This window comes from Streptomyces sp. 135 (assembly GCF_020026305.1).
Taxonomy (GTDB): Bacteria; Actinomycetota; Actinomycetes; order Streptomycetales; family Streptomycetaceae; genus Streptomyces.
The window spans coordinates 4,322,070-4,336,727 of record NZ_CP075691.1; the positions used below are offsets into that span (position 1 = coordinate 4,322,070).

A 14,658-nucleotide genomic window follows, 5' to 3' on the forward strand; every position below is an offset into this window, starting at 1 on the left:
CCCGTACAAGCCGCACCTCGAAAGGACTTTGACCAGCAATGGCCGACGAGAACACCCCTGTGATGCCCGAAGAGGAACCTGCCGTTCCGGGTGTGGGCATGCGTGTCGAGCCCGTCGGGCTCGAGACGGAGATGCAGCGCTCCTACCTCGACTACGCGATGTCCGTCATCGTCTCGCGCGCGCTGCCCGACGTACGCGATGGCCTGAAGCCCGTCCACCGTCGTGTCCTGTACGCGATGTACGACGGCGGCTACCGCCCCGAGAAGGGCTTCTACAAGTGCGCCCGCGTCGTCGGCGACGTCATGGGTACGTACCACCCGCACGGCGACTCCTCCATCTACGACGCCCTGGTGCGCCTCGCACAGCACTGGTCGATGCGCATGCCGCTGGTGGACTCCAACGGCAACTTCGGCTCCCCGGGCAACGACCCGGCGGCCGCCATGCGGTACACCGAGTGCAAGATGGCGCCGCTGGCCATGGAGATGGTCCGTGACATCGACGAGGAGACCGTCGACTTCACGGACAACTACGACGGCCGCAACCAGGAGCCGACGGTCCTGCCGGCCCGCTTCCCGAACCTGCTGATCAACGGCTCGGCGGGCATCGCGGTCGGCATGGCCACCAACATCCCGCCGCACAACCTCCGCGAGGTCGCGGCGGGCGCGCAGTGGGCCCTGGAGCACCCCGAGGCCACGCACGAGGAGCTGCTCGACGCCCTGATCGAGCGCATCAAGGGCCCCGACTTCCCGACCGGCGCCCTGGTGGTGGGCCGCAAGGGCATCGAGGAGGCCTACCGCACGGGCCGCGGCTCCATCACGATGCGCGCGGTCGTCGCGGTCGAGGAGATCCAGAACCGCCAGTGCCTGGTGGTCACCGAGCTCCCCTACCAGACCAACCCGGACAACCTCGCGCAGAAGATCGCCGACCTGGTCAAGGACGGCAAGGTCGGCGGCATCGCCGACGTCCGCGACGAGTCCTCATCGCGGACCGGCCAGCGCCTGGTCATCGTCCTGAAGCGGGACGCGGTCGCCAAGGTCGTCCTGAACAACCTCTACAAGCACACCGACCTCCAGTCGAACTTCAGCGCCAACATGCTGGCCCTGGTCGACGGCGTGCCGCGCACCCTCTCGCTGGACGCGTTCATCCGCCACTGGGTGACGCACCAGATCGAGGTCATCGTCCGCCGTACGAAGTTCCGGCTGCGCAAGGCCGAGGAGCGGGCGCACATCCTGCGCGGCCTCCTCAAGGCCCTGGACGCCATCGACGAGGTCATCGCGCTCATCCGGGGCAGCCAGACCGTCGACATCGCGCGCGAGGGCCTCATGGGCCTCCTCTCGATCGACGAGATCCAGGCCAACGCCATCCTCGAGATGCAGCTGCGCCGGCTCGCCGCCCTGGAGCGCCAGAAGATCGTCGCCGAGCACGACGAGCTCCAGGCGAAGATCAACGAGTACAACGCGATCCTGGCCTCCCCCGAGAGGCAGCGCCAGATCATCAGCCAGGAACTGGCGGCGATCGTCGACAAGTTCGGCGAGGACCGCCGCTCGGCCCTGGTGCCCTTCGACGGCGACATGTCCATGGAGGACCTGATCGCCGAAGAGGACATCGTCGTCACGATCACCCGCGGCGGCTACGTCAAGCGCACCAAGACGGACGACTACCGCTCGCAGAAGCGCGGCGGCAAGGGCGTACGCGGCACGAAGCTCAAGGAAGACGACATCGTCGACCACTTCTTCGTGTCGACGACGCACCACTGGCTGCTGTTCTTCACCAACAAGGGCCGTGTCTACCGCGCCAAGGCGTACGAGCTCCCCGACGCCGGACGCGACGCCCGCGGCCAGCACGTGGCGAACCTCCTCGCCTTCCAGCCGGACGAGCAGATCGCCGAGATCCTGGCCATCCGCGACTACGACGCGGCGCCCTACCTCGTGCTCGCCACCAAGGGCGGTCTGGTCAAGAAGACCTCCCTGAAGGACTACGACTCGCCCCGCTCGGGCGGCGTCATCGCCATCAACCTCCGTGAGACGGAGGACGGTTCGGACGACGAGCTGATCGGCGCCGAGCTGGTCTCGGCCGAGGACGACCTGCTGCTCATCAGCAAGAAGGCCCAGTCGATCCGGTTCACCGCAACGGACGACGCGTTGCGCCCGATGGGCCGCGCCACGTCGGGTGTGAAGGGCATGAGTTTCCGCGACGGCGACGAGCTGCTCTCGATGAATGTCGTGCGGCCGGGTACGTTCGTGTTCACCGCCACCGACGGTGGGTACGCAAAGCGGACCAACGTCGACGAATACCGCGTCCAGGGTCGCGGTGGCCTCGGTATCAAGGCCGCCAAGATCGTGGAGGACCGCGGCGAACTCGTGGGCGCCCTGGTGGTCGAGGAAACCGACGAGATCCTCGCCATCACGCTGGGCGGTGGTGTGATTCGTACGCGAGTCAACGAGGTCAGGGAGACGGGCCGTGACACCATGGGCGTCCAACTGATCAACCTGGGCAAGCGCGATGCCGTGGTCGGCATCGCTCGTAACGCCGAGGCCGGGCGCGAGGCCGAGGAAGTCGACGGGGACATCGTCGTCGACGACTCGGACGGTGCGGAGCCGGCCGCCGGTACGGACGAGGGCACGGACTCCTCGGCCGAGTAGCGCGAGGAGTGAGTCGTGAGTAAAGCCACGGGCGCCGGGACGAAGAGAACCGGCACTACCGGTACGGACGGTGCCCGTGGCTCCGCCACCGATGCACACGACTCCGATGAGTCTCATGGATCCCAGGGGGGGACTGTGACGGACACCCGAGACGCCGACACGGCGGGCGGGGCGCTGCCCGGGGAGCGGAAGCCCGAGGCCAAGGCATCGCAGCCGTACCACCCGCCGCAGGCGTACGAGCAGGGCACCAAGGCGGGGGCGGCCGCGGCGCGCAAGCCCCGGACGGGGGCCCGCACGATCCCGCGTACGCGCAAGGCGCGGCTGCGGGTCGCCAAGGTCGACCCGTGGTCGGTGATGAAGGTCAGCTTCCTGCTCTCCATCGCGCTCGGCATCTGCACGATCGTCGCGGCCGCCGTCCTGTGGATGGTCATGGACGCGATGGGTGTCTTCTCGACGGTGGGCGGCACGATCTCCGAGGCGACGGGCTCGAACGAGTCCAACGGCTTCGACCTCCAGTCCTTCCTCTCGCTGCCGCGTGTCCTGACGTTCACCTCGATCATCGCGGTCATCGACGTCGTCCTGGCGACCGCGCTGGCGACGCTCGGCGCGTTCATCTACAACCTCTCCGCGGGCTTCGTGGGCGGCGTCGAGCTGACCCTCGCGGAGGATGAGTAGCGGCGGCTGAGGGCGAGTCGCGGCGGGTCCCGCCGCGGAGTCCTCCGTCCTCACCGGTTTTCGGCCGTCGGCTGTGTCTCGGTTCTTCCGGGGCTCGGCCGACGGTTTTTTTGGGTGGTGGTGACTGTGGCGGGGGTCGCGGCGGAAGCTGATCCGCCGACCGCGCGGGTATCGATTTTGGGACTGGCCAGCAGGTGCGCTAATCTTCAGGGGTCAGCGCGCGGGACACACCGAAGCGCGGCGGGGCTATAGCTCAGTTGGTTAGAGCGCATCCCTGATAAGGATGAGGCCACAGGTTCAAATCCTGTTAGCCCCACCAGCGCAAAGACCCCCAACCGATCATGGTTGGGGGTCTTTGACATCTACGGGTGACATCAGCCGATGAGTGGATCTTCCAGTAGCTCGGCGAGCATCCCGACCGCTTCCCGCTCACTGTCGCCCACCACGTGGGTGTAGACATCCATGGTCATGCTGATCTGACTGTGGCGAAGAATCGCCTGAGCGACCTTGGGATGAACCTTCAGGAAGGCCAGCAGGGTCCCGCAGGTGTGCCGGGCGAGGCGCACCGTGATCCGGCGGACGTCAGCCCGCTTGACCAGCCGGTCGAAGGTGCGGGAGAAGCCCACCGGGTCGATCATGCCGCCGTGCTCGGAGGAGAAGATCAGGTCATGGTCCGGCTCCTGGGACCAGTGGTCACCGGCGATCTTCCGTTCCAACTCTTGCAGCTCCCGCCGCTCCTCCAGGACCCGAGCACAGAACTCGGGAAGGGGAAGCACGGCCTGTGAGGACTCCGTCTTGAGGTCTTTGAGGACCAGGCCCACGCCCTTGACCCGCTGCACCTGCTTGACCGGGATGAAGCGGCCCGCTTCGAAGTCGATGTCCTGCCAGCGCAGCCCAAGCACCTCGCTACGCCGCAGGCCGAGGACCAGGACGAGGACGCAGGCCGCGTAGAGCCGGTGGGCGCGGACCGAGCGCAGGAACGCGATCGCTTCCCGGGCGTTCCACGCCGTACCCCTGTCCTTGCTGACCTTGGGCATGTCGACCAGGAGCGCGACATTGCGCGTGACCAGCTCCTCGCGCATGGCCCGGTTGAGGGCGTTACGGAGCACGCGCAGGACCTCGAAGCGGGCCGAGGCGCCGACCTTCTCCCGGGTCAGGGCCGCCATGAAGGCCCGGATCTGTGCTGGCGTGAGCTTGACCAGCGGTCTTTTGCCGAGGTGCGGCAGCAGGTACAGCCGGACCTTGGACTCGTACTTCACGTACGTGTTGTGCTCGCGCTCCGGTGCAACGATGTGCTCCAGCCAGTAGGCCAGCCACTCACCGAGCGTCCAGGACCTGGACGGCACGGGCACGCCGTTGCGCTCCTGGTCCTGGAGCTTGCCGAGCTTTTCGTTGGCCTCATCCCACGTACGGCCGTACACGTACTTACGCACCCGGTTGCCGTCCGTGTCCGTCACATAGGCAGCACCCTGGTACCGGCCGTCAGACCGCTTGGTGATCGTGCCGCCGCCGTTGGGCCGACGCTTCGCCATCAGGCAGCCTCCCCGATCTGGCCGACGATGAAGTCGCGGACCGCGTGATCCGGGATGCGGCGGCATCCGTCGACCTTGATGGAGACCAGGCGATGCGTGCGGATCAGGTCATAGACCTTCGTCCGGCCGACCTTGAGTCGTGCCATGACCTCCGGCACGGTCAGCAGCTCGGGGACAACGGTAGTCACGGTGCCTCTCCTTCAAGGTCGAGGAGAGCGGCCTTCTCCTCGCGGGCGAGTTCGCGGTTCTGTTCGAGGTCGCGGCGGATGTTGGCGGCGAGCCAGGATTCGCCGGGGGTGTGGCCGTGGCCGGCATAGGCCCAGTGGGCGAGGGTGAGCGTGGTCCCCTCCGGGATCTCGTCCGCATCGGGGAGGCCGAGGGCGGCGCGTTGTTGGGCGGCGCGGTAGTCGGCGCGGACCTGTCGGAGGGCGCCGAGGGTGGTGGAGTAGTGGCGGGACTTCGAGCTGAAGTGGCCGCGAAAGCCGAGCATGTGGGCCCAGCGGGCGAGTCCGCGTTCGGGGTAGGCGGCGTGCAGGTCGGCGCAGGCGTGCATGAGGCGGCGGACGTGGTCGGGTACGTCGAGTGTGCGCAGGTCGGCGCCGATGCCGGTTCCCTCGCAGGAGTTGCACAGAACGGGTGTGCCGTCCTTGCGGTGGATGTGGCGGTAGCCGCCGGTGCCACCGCAGGCCCGGCATGCCACGGATCGGTCCACGGCTCCGGTCGTCTCGGCGGCCTTGGTGGCGTACTTGGCGACGTAGGAGGCCACGGCTTGTTCCGTGATCTCCGAGCCGTCCCCGAACGCCTCGATGGGCTGGACGTCGAGCCGGTCACCCCAGCACAGGACGCGGGCTGGGAACTCCCGGGCAGCGGGGAGGTCGATGCGGACACGGGCGGCTGCGGCGTGGATGGCGTCGGTGAGCAACGCGAGGGTGGCCCAGTGCGGGGGCGGGGTGTCGGGTCCTTCGGGGCCGTCGAAGCGGATGACGGCATGGAAGTGGACGGCACCGCGCTTCTGGTACTCGGCGACCTTGCCGAAGGAGAGCCGGGACTGTTCCCTGGCTGCCTTCTGCGTGAGCCCAGCGCGCTTGGCGATCTCGCGGCGCAGGTAGATGGTGAAGAAGCGCCACAGGTCGGAGGCGTGGTTGTTCCACAGCACCGCGCCCGCGTAGTCATACGTTTCGGGGTTGAGCGGGGTCCCCAGTTCGGGAGCGTCTTCGGAGTGGCGGGTGCCGCAGCGGCAGGGCCGGGTGCCGGGACGGTTGTGGACCGGACCGAACGAGGGAGCGGTGAGGGTGGCGAAGACGCGGGGGTGTTGGCGGACGGTGCGCGGGGTGCCCTTATCGGGGTCGCCGACGAGTCCGGCGCGGATCAGGTGGTAGGTGTCGCCGGCGTAGGTCCAGGCGCACGACGGGCACCGTGAGGCGCGGCGGTTGCCGCAAGCGACGCGGAGGTGTCCGCCGGGTTCGGTGTCGGTCGAGTAGGAGTGGAGCACCTGCCCGGTGGTGGCGTCGCGGGTGGCCGTGGAGCCGGTCAGGTGGATGGGGTCGGAGCAGCCGCCGGTCCGGCGGATCTGGTCTTGGATGCGGTCGAAGCCGGGGGACCCGGCCAGCCTCAGCACGTCGGCGAGGGTGGCCGGGTCCAGGCCCGCCATGGTGGCGGCGTTGTTCACGCGGCAACCTCCAGCAGGGAGGCGTAGAGAGCGGTGCCGATGTGTTCGGTGTAGGCGGGCGGGATGCACTCGCGGATGCCGTCGCGGTTCATCCAGGGCACGCCCATGTCGTCGCGGGCTTCCTGGACTCCGGAGAAGTTGCCGACGTAGTGCGCAAAGTGCCCGGCAGCCCGAGGGCGGCCCATCTTGGTCAGCGGCGCGGTGTGCCGCTTGTGACGGGGTGGCGTGAAGGTGAAGCCGCCACCGGTCTCGAACAAACGGTGCCGGTAGGTGCGCATGCCGAACGGGGCAGCGCACAGGGTCACCGGCTCACGCAGCTCCGGGGCGGCGTCTTCCACGTTCTCGATCGCCCACGGCCGGCCGGTGGCTTGCAGGGCGGTCCGGGTGGGGGCGATCAGGTCGGGGTGTTCGCGGCGCTGGATGCGCTGGGCAAGGGTGTATCGCTGGCACGGGGGCGAGGCGTGGATGAAGTCGAACTCCGCCCCGTGTTCACGGACGAAGGCGAGCGCGTCAGCCTGGACGAAGGAGAAGGGGTAGCGGGGCTGCGGGGCGAGGTCGACTCCGACGACGTCGAAGCCGGCGAGGTGGTAGCCCATGGAGGCGCCGCCCTGGCAGCAGTACAGGTCCAGCACTCGCAGCCCGTTGGGAAGCGCGGCGTTCACTGACCGTCCTCCTTCGCGGGGTGGCGGTCGATCCAGTCCTCGGCGCAGACCTTGTGCACGGGCTTGCCCCGGTCGGAGCGCAGCGGGGTGGGCTTGGTGCAGATCACGCACGGTTTGTCGCCGGAGTGGTCGAAGTGCTCGGGAGAGCGCCAGTCGAGGAGAGCCACCGTGATCACCACCCCGTCCGCGCGAGGCTGGCGGGGGTGGCGTGGCCGGTGCCGTTGCAGGTGCGGCAGGTGGCCTGGACGGTGACGCGGGTGCCGTCGCGGTGACGGTCGCCGGTCGTGATCGAGACGACGGGGAAGCCGTCGCAGTGGCGGCAGACCGGGTGGTTCGGGGCGTGCCGGGGCATGATGGATGAGCCCTTTCGGGTCGAAAGATCGGATTGGGGTTGAGCCGTCCGGGGCGGCGGATACTTGGCGGTAGAGGCCGCCCCGGAGGGCGCTACTTGCGGTAGCGGCTGCGAGACCGGGCGGGCCGGGAACGTGCGGGGCGACGACGCGAAGCACGCGAACGACCCTTGACCGCGCGGCCGGGCCGGGCGCTGCGGTTGGCGCGGCTGAACGTGTAGCCGAGACCGCAGCTCGCCGAGAGAACCGCGATGATCGATGCGGCGATGATCTGGGCGACGAAGGCGGCCACCAGCATCACGAGCACGATCCCGGCGGTGATCGTCAGGGTGAGCAGGATCGGGCCCTTGTAGGAGCGGGGGGCTTCCTGCACGATCACGACTTTGGCCATGTCGGTGCCGGGCGGTACCTGCCGGTACAGCTCCGTGGGGATGTGTCCGGCGCGGAACTGCTCATCGGGCAGCTTCATGGGACAACGCTCCTTGTCAGGCCGTGCAGCGGTGGGTACGAGCGGCGAGTTCGGCGGCGGAGTGGTCGTGGTACTCCGCCGAGAAGCCGCAGCGGGGCGCGGTGCAGGCCGCAGAGTGCTTGTCGCGTCCGTGTCCGTCGTAGAAGGTGGCGACCTTCACCGGGCCGAACCTTCGGACGTCACGGAAGCGGCGGTGAACGGGCATCGTGGATCTCCTCTCAGCTCAGGCGAGTTGGGCGACGATCGAGTTGGCGAGCGCTTCGGGCACTCCGAGGCGGGCGCGCAGGGTGGCCGCGTCGATCGCGGTCCCGGTCCGTGCGTGGTGTTCGGTGGCGACCTTGCGGGCGTGATCGACCAGGGCCGGGGGCACCGCCGGGGCCGCCTCGGGCAGCGCCGGGGCCGGACCGGGGGCGGGGATCTCTTCGCGCTCCGGAGCCGGATCGGGTGCAGGAACTTCCGGTGCGGGCGCCGGGGCTGCGGATGCCGGCGAAACCGGTGACCGGTCCCCATCCGGAGCAGGCGAGTGGGCGAGGAGCGTGCCGCCGAGGAAGGCCAGCGCGGGCCATCCAGCGACGCCGAACCGCAGCCAGGCCGGGGGGTGCTGCATGTCGAGGAACCCGGCGGTGGCGACGTTGGCGCCCAGCGAGGCGACCAGAGCGATAAGGAACCAGCACCAGGCCAGCCGGGACGGGCCACTACCGCGAAGCCGACGCCAGGCCGCCACCAGCAGCAGGTCGACCGAGATGGGGTAGGCCCAGGCTTTCCAGCCAGTCTGTCCGGCGGCGGCGGCCAGGTCATGCAGGTGAGCGAAGGACAGCGCACCAGCGATCACGGCTTGGATGAGTACCGCGTCGAAGCGGAGTGAGCGGAGCATGTCTTCACCTCCTTCGCGGGGGGTGGGGCCGGGGCCGGGCGGGGGCGTGTCCGGCCGCCCGGCCTTGGCGGGGGTCAGCGTCGGTTGAAGCCGGGGCAGCCGTTGACCATGTGGTCCACGCACTGCGGGCAGTCCTCGCGCGGCCCCAGGCGGCGGTGGATGCTCTTGTCGTAGGCGTGCTTCCAGCACTGCGGGCACTCGCCTTCCGGGGTGGAGTCGGCGGTACGCGGCGACTTTCCGAACAGAGCCATCACGGGCTCCCTTCTTGTTGGCGGCGGGTGTCAGTCCTGAAGTGCTTCGCCCGAACCCCAGCACTCCGTACACAGGGCGGTCTGTTCGTCGGCGGTGGCGCGGCCCTTGCGGGCACCGACGCGGACGGTTTCGGTGATCTCGCCTTTGCCCTTGCACTCCGGGCACTTCTTCACCCGAGGCTTGGCGGCGGCCTTGCGTGCGGCCATGTGGATCTCCCCTTCTGGCTTGCGGCATGGGCGGGGTAGGGACCTGGCGCGAGAACGGTCACGCCGACTGGGATGGAACGAGCGGTGTTACTCGGTGACCGGGCGCGGGGCCACCCGTGGCGGGGCCGGAACCAGGGTCGGCTCGGTGCGGACCGGCGGCCGGAACGGGGCCAGGAAGGCCGGGGCCGGGGTCAGGTGAGCGAACTCCCGGCAGATCGCCGCAGCCTCAGCGGGGGACATGGCGGGGGTGCGGATGCGGGACCAGCCGCCGGAGGAGTCGCCGGCCACCGCGACACCGGGGCGGTCGGGCGGGATCGTCGTCACCGCCTGCACCGCTTCGGGGGCGATATCACCCAGGCCCATCTCACCGGTCTGCTTGTCGTTGACACGGTGCACCACACGGCCGGTGAGCTGCGCGCGAAGTGTGGTGGCACCCTTGCCCAGTTCGGAGCCGAAGCGCTGCCCGCAGACCTCCAGGTAGATGCCGATCGCACGGGCCATCTGGGAGAGGCGGACCATCTGCATGACCATGCGGTCCCGGCGTTCCTCATCCTTCTTCGCGGCCACCAGGAACAGTTCCGCCACCTCATCGACCAGGACCACCAGCGGCACCGGCCGGACGTGTTCCGGCAGGCCCCACAGGTCCGAGACGCCGTGAAGGCTCAGCAGGTCGAAACGGTCTTCCATCTCGGTGACCAGCGCATCAAGCAGGGATGCGGCCTCTTGCGGGGTCGTGGCCAGCGCCGACAGGCGAGGCGCATACGCGCTCTGTTCCACCCCGCGCTTGCAGTCGATCCCCACCAGACCCACCGGCAGCTTCGCCAGACCGGCCACCAGATTGCGCTGGTACATCGACTTGCCCGACTGATTCGCACCCAGCGTCAGAGCATGCGGAACCTTCGGATAGTCCCGGACGAACACCGAACCGTCCTCGCGCAACGCGACCGGAACAACCATCGGCCCGTCATCACTCTTCGAACGCGGCATGCGGACCGTGGCCAGCACGTCATAACCAGTCATGCGCAGTTCAACGACGCCCGGGCGGACTTCGTGGACGATCACCGAGCGCACCCCCCAGGCATGCCGCAGCCGTTCCGAGGCCGCCGCCACATCCGCCGGTTCCAGTCCAGCGGGAAGCCGCAGGGACACCCGCAACCCGGTGGAGGTAGGCCGCACCCGGCGGACCTTGGGAGGCTGCGGCCTCACCTCCTGACGGGCCAGAGTGCGGGTCATGAACGCCCGCATCCCCGAAGGCTGCACCGTCAGCCCGCACACCTCCATCGTGGAGCGGTAGGTCACCGTGAACCGGCCCCACGTCAGCGGCAGACCCACCAGCGACCAGTACACGCGAGGAGCGCGGACCTTGGCGTAGCCGAGCCCGCCAACGGCCACCACAACAGCGGCCAGCAGTAACCAGGTGGTCATGATCAGGCCCCCGGCGTGATCGCGACCGCACGGAAGCTGATGCCGTGACGCTTCTGGCCGTTGAACTCGTTCTCCCAGTCACGCGCCTTCAGCCCCACCACCGAAACCGGCGTGCCCGGCGTCAGGTCCTGCGGGACACCCGTCTCGGGGACGGTCACCTGGTAGAGGTTCCCCTCACCCTCATCCGAGACCAGCAGACCCACCGTCGACAGGCCCGCGCCGGACTCCCGGTCCACGGCCCGCTCACCAGTCTTCTTGTTGACCATCTTCGGCTCCGGCGGCGTCGCCACGAACACGATGGCGGTCGAAAGGTCGATCTTGAAGGACGGCATTGCGTCTCCTCAGTGCGGCAGATAGCCACCCGGCCACTCCAGGTAGCAGCTTCATTACGACCGTACTCACAGAAAAACTGCGAGTCAAGAAGTTCTGCTACTCGCAGGATCTCTGTAGTCCTGGGAGACTGTCTGTGACTGAGAGGAGTGCACGTATGAGCAAGGGTTACGGCCTATTCGTCCGCTTCGCGCTGCGCGACGAGAAGGCGGCGGCAGAGTTCGATGAACTGTGCGCACGGACATTGGAGGGGATCAGGGCCCGCGAGCCGCAGACACTCACCTACGTCATCCACACGCCGGAGGGAGAGCCGCTGGTGCGGGTCTTCTACGAGTTGTACGCAGACCGGGCCGCGTTCGACGCACATGAAGCTCAGCCGCACATCAAGCACTTCCTTGCTGAGCGGGAGCAGTACCTTGCCGGTGTCGAGGTGACGTTCCTCGATGTGATCGCGGGGAAGGTGGCAGCGCAGAAGTGAGTTCCGAGGAGCGGCGCGTCTTCGGCGCGCGAGTGGCTGAGCTACGCAAACAGCGTGGCTTGACCCAGGGCGAGTTGGCAGCGGCAATCGGGCGTACGTCCAGTTGGCTTTCCCAGGTGGAACGTGGAATCCAGCCGGTCAACCGCCTGGATGTACTTCGTCTGCTAGCTGACGGGTTGGGCGTGCCGCTCCAGGTTCTCCAGCCTGATGCGCCATCGCCCATGGAGCAGCAGCCTGCCGCAGAGACCGAAACGAATGACCTTGACCAGGCACGTCTGGTTCTCTCGGGGCATCCGGCAATTGACATCCTGCTCAGCCCGCGTGAGGACTTCCGGCCGAGTGCCATGCAAGATCTGCGCGAGGCAGCCGAGCGGATCTGGGACCTAACCCACACCGGCCAGTTCGCCGAACTCAGCGCGACGCTTGGTCAGCTGGTTCCCCGTCTTGAGCGGGCTGCTCGGACGGCTCCCGAGGAGTACCGAGCCGAGCTGCACGGCCTCAGCGCACGCACGTATCAAGCCCTCGCAGCCGCGTTTGTGCGACAGAACGAGGCAGATGCGGCCTGGGTCGCAGCGGACCGCGCAATCCGTGAAGCCGAATTGTCCGGTGAGCCGCTCGGCGTATTCGCCGGGACCTACCGACTGGCCCATTCCTTCGTGCGGCTCAAGCACCTTGACCAGGCTGAGCACGCCACGATGATGGCTGTGAACGCCTTGCGGTCCTACGTCAGCAGCCACAAGCCAACGCCCCAACACCTGTCCGTTCTCGGTTCCTTGTACCTCATGCTTGCTCTCGTGCATGCGCGAGCCGGTGAACGATCAGCAGCCCGCAAGCAGATCGAGAAGGCCCGCGAAGTCGCGCAGCAACTTGGTGAAGATCGCAACGACTTCAACCTAGAGTTCGGCCCCACCAACGTCGAAATCCAAGCAGTGTCCACAGCCGTAGATCTAGGGGATGCGGGGGAAGCGATCGACATCGGGGAGGGCTTGGCCACCACCGGTTTGTCGATCGAGCGGCAAGCGCGACTGCTCATGGATTTGGGGCGTGCTCACGCCCAGCGACGGCACTTCGGTGACGCTCTGAGCTGCCTGCTGGCGGCTGAGGAACTGGCCCCCGAAATGATCCATACGCACATTGCTGCTCGCGCAGTCATCAGGGAACTGATGCTCGTCGCCGGTCGAGCGGCTTCGGATGAGCTGAGGGCTCTGGCGGAGCGGACAGACGCTCTCGGCTGAGGCCCCCAAAGGGGTGCGCTCAGGACTTCAGCCAGATGCGGCGGCGCCGCGCGACGGAGAAGACGTGCTCCACTTGCTCCATGGTGAGCCTGCCTGCGAGTGGACCGAGCGCCGCCACGTCTCTTTCCTGGTAGATACGCACGGCGTACTGCGTGGCTGCCCGGTCAAGTGACGCGGTCCCGACAAAGACCAGGGCAGGTTCGACGGGGACGGCGATGCCACAATGCTTCCCCAACACCCCTTGCACGTAGTCGGCCTCAGCCTTGCTCGCGGCTGCATACGGAACTGGCTTCCCGCCATTGACCTTGGCCATGGTGTCGCCGACCCAGACAGAGGCGCCGGGGTGGGTCTTGGTGTTGAGGCTGAAGACACCGCCTGGGCCGATCAGTAAGTGATCGATGTCCCCACCGTTGCTCTTCGGCACCCCGTGCAGGACATGCCACCCGTACGAAACAAGTCGTTCCAACTCGCGGCCCACCCGTCGTTCACCTTCGAGGCCGAGGTACCAGCTATCCCACTCCGAAGGCCGACGTAGCACTTTCGCCCATAACCTCTGAGCTGGGGTAGGGCCTCGCTCAGCGATAAGCCCCAGCACACCCGCCCCAGGACGGTTACGCGCCAGGTCGTCACTGGGAGGTGGGGTAGGGAGGGGAGCCAATGGCTCTCCACGACGTGGGCGAGCCGACTGGATGGGACGTGGGGCAGGTGGGGGAAGGGATGCTCCTGGAGCATTCGCAGGTGGCGCAGATGTCGAGCCGAAGGTGATTCCGGCACCGAGGTGCTGCCGCAGGAGCGCCAACGCCTCTTCCCGATACTTCGGCACCTTGATCGTGACCACTTTCGTCGGCCGATCAGCCCATGCGACGGCAGTCCCGTCCGGGAGATTCACATACAGCCGATCCCTGCCATGCCGCTTCCACGGGTTCACCGTCAGATCGCCCATGGCTCACCCCCGAACCGCCAGACAAGTGCCGTCCCCATGCAATGGGATCAGCTAGTCACCAGACCGGCAAGGGCGCCTAGACCTGTTACAAGTTTCTCTACCTCATCAAGCCCCGGCTGCGCTCCGCTCCGCCGGGCGCGCTTCCCGGCTCTGGCTGCGCCCGCGCTCCTGCCTTCGGCCCGCTCGGCGCTGCCGCCGCCGACGCGCGCCCACAGTGGATAGGGCCGGAAGCCATGAGTTGAGCACCGTATGAGCGGCCACGGTCAGAACGAGCCTCCGGCGGGGGATCGGCCGGCACCGGGGCGGAGGGGGCGCCGTTCGAGGCTGCCGGTCCGTAGTGGCGTGCACAGGGAGCTTCCATCCCGACCACCATCGACCCAGGCAGAGCCGAGCAGACGAGGCCCAGGGCGTCAAGGTCGTTCGTACAGTGGCGCGCTCCACCTTGACGCCCTGAACCACGCCCGCTCCACGGTGTGTGGGTCGACGGCGGACGGGACGGAAGCTGGGGTGAGTGGTGGGTTGAGGGGGTTTGGGAGGGGCGAGGTAGCCGACTGCGTACAGCAGCGAAGTACTGCGACCGTGGGTGACCGTCCCGAGCCGCTTTCATCCCGGTAACCGGGTCGGGAGACGCCAGCTTGTTAGTGGTTCGCTGGTGTGAGCTTGATGGTTGCCGGCAGCCGTGAGAGATTAAGAGTTGTCCATCCAACCCTTTTTTGGCGTCGGTAGCCGCCAAAGTTGCCACCTGGGTGGGTATACAAGCAAGAGGGCCCAGCTCCGGCGGGAACCAGAGCTGAGCCCTTACGAGCCCGGTCGACTACTACGCGGCCGGGCTCGCCGCTTGAGCAGCGTCCACGACCTCTATCCGACCGTCTCGCACGGGGCGGCCCAACTCAGAATCCCTGAGTGAACTGTCCCG

At 67.8% G+C, this 14,658-nt stretch carries 18 protein-coding genes and 1 tRNA gene; 5 read left to right on the forward strand and 14 right to left on the reverse strand.

Annotated elements, in window-relative coordinates:
- Window positions 1–38: 38 nt before the first annotated feature.
- From gyrA to KKZ08_RS19500, 3 genes are all read left to right on the forward strand, one after another.
- Complete coding sequence (gene gyrA, locus KKZ08_RS19490; RefSeq protein WP_223775668.1) at window positions 39–2,642, forward strand: DNA gyrase subunit A; 2,604 nt, start codon at window positions 39–41, stop codon at window positions 2,640–2,642.
- A 15-nt stretch (window positions 2,643–2,657) separates the two neighbouring features.
- Entirely contained in the window at window positions 2,658–3,317 is a 660-nt protein-coding gene (locus KKZ08_RS19495) for a DUF3566 domain-containing protein (protein ID WP_223775669.1), read from the forward strand.
- A gap of 242 nt (window positions 3,318–3,559) precedes the next feature.
- Window positions 3,560–3,636: transfer RNA gene (locus tag KKZ08_RS19500), tRNA-Ile, on the forward strand.
- 55 nt (window positions 3,637–3,691) lie between these two features.
- On the opposite strand, the gene KKZ08_RS19505 is transcribed toward KKZ08_RS19500, so the two are convergent.
- From KKZ08_RS19505 to KKZ08_RS19565, 13 genes are all read right to left on the reverse strand, one after another.
- A complete protein-coding gene (locus KKZ08_RS19505) occupies window positions 3,692–4,849 on the reverse strand; it encodes a site-specific integrase (RefSeq protein WP_223775670.1) in 1,158 nt (385 codons plus the stop codon).
- Entirely contained in the window at window positions 4,849–5,037 is a 189-nt protein-coding gene (locus tag KKZ08_RS19510) for a helix-turn-helix domain-containing protein (RefSeq protein ID WP_223775671.1), read from the reverse strand. Before KKZ08_RS19510 ends, KKZ08_RS19505 begins: the two co-directional genes overlap by 1 nt.
- Window positions 5,034–6,518: a replication initiator gene (locus tag KKZ08_RS19515; protein WP_276573900.1), complete on the reverse strand. Its 1,485-nt coding sequence runs from the start codon at window positions 6,516–6,518 to the stop codon at window positions 5,034–5,036. The genes KKZ08_RS19510 and KKZ08_RS19515 overlap by 4 nt, the downstream gene beginning before the upstream one ends.
- A complete protein-coding gene (locus KKZ08_RS19520) occupies window positions 6,515–7,180 on the reverse strand; it encodes an SAM-dependent methyltransferase (RefSeq protein WP_223775672.1) in 666 nt (221 codons plus the stop codon). Before KKZ08_RS19520 ends, KKZ08_RS19515 begins: the two co-directional genes overlap by 4 nt.
- On the reverse strand, window positions 7,177–7,356 hold the full coding sequence (locus KKZ08_RS19525; protein WP_223779382.1) for a hypothetical protein: 180 nt from the start codon (window positions 7,354–7,356) through the stop codon (window positions 7,177–7,179). The genes KKZ08_RS19520 and KKZ08_RS19525 overlap by 4 nt, the downstream gene beginning before the upstream one ends.
- Window positions 7,353–7,532, reverse strand: a complete 180-nt coding sequence (locus tag KKZ08_RS19530) for a hypothetical protein (RefSeq protein ID WP_223775673.1) — start codon at window positions 7,530–7,532, stop codon at window positions 7,353–7,355. The genes KKZ08_RS19525 and KKZ08_RS19530 overlap by 4 nt, the downstream gene beginning before the upstream one ends.
- Window positions 7,533–7,624: 92 nt before the next feature.
- On the reverse strand, window positions 7,625–7,999 hold the full coding sequence (locus KKZ08_RS19535) for a hypothetical protein (protein WP_223775674.1): 375 nt from the start codon (window positions 7,997–7,999) through the stop codon (window positions 7,625–7,627).
- Window positions 8,000–8,015: 16 nt separating this feature from the next.
- On the reverse strand, window positions 8,016–8,204 hold the full coding sequence (locus KKZ08_RS19540; protein ID WP_223775675.1) for a mobile element transfer protein: 189 nt from the start codon (window positions 8,202–8,204) through the stop codon (window positions 8,016–8,018).
- An 18-nt stretch (window positions 8,205–8,222) separates the two neighbouring features.
- On the reverse strand, window positions 8,223–8,873 hold the full coding sequence (locus KKZ08_RS19545; protein WP_223775676.1) for a DUF2637 domain-containing protein: 651 nt from the start codon (window positions 8,871–8,873) through the stop codon (window positions 8,223–8,225).
- Between the two features lie 74 nt (window positions 8,874–8,947).
- Window positions 8,948–9,124, reverse strand: a complete 177-nt coding sequence (locus tag KKZ08_RS19550) for a pRL2-8 (protein WP_223775677.1) — start codon at window positions 9,122–9,124, stop codon at window positions 8,948–8,950.
- A 30-nt stretch (window positions 9,125–9,154) separates the two neighbouring features.
- Window positions 9,155–9,331, reverse strand: coding sequence for a hypothetical protein (locus KKZ08_RS19555; RefSeq protein WP_223775678.1), 177 nt, complete (start codon window positions 9,329–9,331; stop codon window positions 9,155–9,157).
- Between the two features lie 87 nt (window positions 9,332–9,418).
- A complete protein-coding gene (locus tag KKZ08_RS19560) occupies window positions 9,419–10,756 on the reverse strand; it encodes an FtsK/SpoIIIE domain-containing protein (RefSeq protein ID WP_223775679.1) in 1,338 nt (445 codons plus the stop codon).
- A gap of 2 nt (window positions 10,757–10,758) precedes the next feature.
- The gene (locus KKZ08_RS19565) at window positions 10,759–11,088 is read right to left on the reverse strand and encodes a hypothetical protein (RefSeq protein ID WP_223775680.1); all 330 of its coding nucleotides are present in this window, start codon (window positions 11,086–11,088) and stop codon (window positions 10,759–10,761) included.
- A gap of 155 nt (window positions 11,089–11,243) precedes the next feature.
- Between KKZ08_RS19565 and KKZ08_RS19570 the strand changes: the two genes are divergently transcribed.
- Together KKZ08_RS19570 and KKZ08_RS19575 are read left to right on the forward strand one after the other, a co-directional pair.
- Window positions 11,244–11,564: an antibiotic biosynthesis monooxygenase gene (locus tag KKZ08_RS19570; protein WP_223775681.1), complete on the forward strand. Its 321-nt coding sequence runs from the start codon at window positions 11,244–11,246 to the stop codon at window positions 11,562–11,564.
- Window positions 11,561–12,799, forward strand: a complete 1,239-nt coding sequence (locus KKZ08_RS19575) for a helix-turn-helix transcriptional regulator (protein WP_223775682.1) — start codon at window positions 11,561–11,563, stop codon at window positions 12,797–12,799. The genes KKZ08_RS19570 and KKZ08_RS19575 overlap by 4 nt, the downstream gene beginning before the upstream one ends.
- Before the next feature lie 19 nt (window positions 12,800–12,818).
- Here the strand turns inward: KKZ08_RS19575 and KKZ08_RS19580 are convergent, their stop codons facing one another.
- Window positions 12,819–13,742 carry a nuclease-related domain-containing protein gene (locus tag KKZ08_RS19580; RefSeq protein WP_223775683.1) on the reverse strand — a complete coding sequence of 308 codons (924 nt, stop codon included), beginning with the start codon at window positions 13,740–13,742 and terminating at the stop codon, window positions 12,819–12,821.
- Window positions 13,743–14,658: the final 916 nt, after the last annotated feature.

Bases quoted from the DNA above. Each gene is read 5' to 3' on its own strand.
- KKZ08_RS19560 (WP_223775679.1), bottom strand. From the start codon at position 10,756: ATGACCACCTGGTTACTGCTGGCCGCTGTTGTGGTGGCCGTTGGCGGG.
- KKZ08_RS19530 (WP_223775673.1), bottom strand. From the start codon at position 7,532: ATGCCCCGGCACGCCCCGAACCACCCGGTCTGCCGCCACTGCGACGGC.
- KKZ08_RS19555 (WP_223775678.1), bottom strand. From the start codon at position 9,331: ATGGCCGCACGCAAGGCCGCCGCCAAGCCTCGGGTGAAGAAGTGCCCG.
- gyrA (WP_223775668.1), top strand. From the start codon at position 39: ATGGCCGACGAGAACACCCCTGTGATGCCCGAAGAGGAACCTGCCGTT.
- KKZ08_RS19565 (WP_223775680.1), bottom strand. From the start codon at position 11,088: ATGCCGTCCTTCAAGATCGACCTTTCGACCGCCATCGTGTTCGTGGCG.
- KKZ08_RS19535 (WP_223775674.1), bottom strand. From the start codon at position 7,999: ATGAAGCTGCCCGATGAGCAGTTCCGCGCCGGACACATCCCCACGGAG.
- KKZ08_RS19505 (WP_223775670.1), bottom strand. From the start codon at position 4,849: ATGGCGAAGCGTCGGCCCAACGGCGGCGGCACGATCACCAAGCGGTCT.
- KKZ08_RS19580 (WP_223775683.1), bottom strand. From the start codon at position 13,742: ATGGGCGATCTGACGGTGAACCCGTGGAAGCGGCATGGCAGGGATCGG.
- KKZ08_RS19550 (WP_223775677.1), bottom strand. From the start codon at position 9,124: ATGGCTCTGTTCGGAAAGTCGCCGCGTACCGCCGACTCCACCCCGGAA.
- KKZ08_RS19545 (WP_223775676.1), bottom strand. From the start codon at position 8,873: ATGCTCCGCTCACTCCGCTTCGACGCGGTACTCATCCAAGCCGTGATC.
- KKZ08_RS19570 (WP_223775681.1), top strand. From the start codon at position 11,244: ATGAGCAAGGGTTACGGCCTATTCGTCCGCTTCGCGCTGCGCGACGAG.
- KKZ08_RS19540 (WP_223775675.1), bottom strand. From the start codon at position 8,204: ATGCCCGTTCACCGCCGCTTCCGTGACGTCCGAAGGTTCGGCCCGGTG.